This is a genomic window from Vibrio sp. D173a (assembly GCF_030248475.1).
Genome location: NZ_JAHGAH010001365.1, coordinates 1 through 876 on the forward strand (window position 1 = coordinate 1; position 876 = coordinate 876).

At 45.4% G+C, this 876-nt stretch carries 1 protein-coding gene and 1 pseudogene; both read left to right on the forward strand.

The genetic code is table 11. The features are described from left to right. A pseudogene (locus KIV40_RS33395) lies at window positions 1-257 on the forward strand (alkaline phosphatase family protein); the annotation flags it as partial. A gap of 174 nt (window positions 258-431) precedes the next feature. Then, the coding region (locus tag KIV40_RS33400) for a TerB family tellurite resistance protein (RefSeq protein ID WP_285353701.1) at window positions 432-876 on the forward strand (445 nt) is incomplete at its 3' end.

Consider the following 876-nt stretch of genomic DNA (forward strand, 5'->3'; position numbering starts at 1 on the left):
CCTGTGGCGGAATTAAGAATGAATTCCCAGCGCCACTACTCAAGTTCTGCGATGTGTGTGATCGCCTACTCTACAGCCCACGTTCAATACTGAACTACTTCACCAAACGTAAGCGTCTGAGAATCGAGAAGCGAAGCCCTGACAATCAGAGCTTTTACCGACTTTCAAACCGTAGCGCAATTGGTGAACTTAAGCTTGATGATTCGGGTAAACCCATCTCTATCACGACCTTAAGTGGTGATGGCAAAGTCACCTGATTAGTACTGAATGGCTTTTCCTACAAACGACAATTTTGTCAACATAGTGTAAATCCACTTGCGATCAGCTAAGGTAAGCCCAATATTTAATAATAAGGGGCTTACCTATATCTCTTTTTTATCAATTCGGTAAGTACTCGATGTTTATTCGCCGTCGTACTATTGGAGCTTGTTATGTTTAATTCCCTCACTTCGATCTTCAAACAACTGATTGAAGGCCAAGACCTTAGTAAAACCCCGAAAGCATCACCCAATATCGCGATAGCAAGCTTGCTGTGTGAAGTGGCTGGGGCGGACCATCAAATTGATGAGACCGAGCAAGCGGCAAAGTTGAAGCTGATTCAGCGCCTACTCGATCTAACGGAAGAAGAAGCCGCGGAGCTGCTTGAGAAGGCACAACCGCAAGTAGATCAATCCGTTTCTCTCTACGACTTTACCTCGCAACTACGCGAGCTCTCTCAACCTGTTCGTATTGACCTAATTCAAGCGATGTGGGAAGTGGCGCACGCTGATGGTGAGATAGACCCAATGGAAGATGCCGTGATCCGTAAAACCGCAGAGCTGCTTTACGTTGACCACAGTGATTTCATTAAGACTAAATTGAATGTGATTGGCGAGA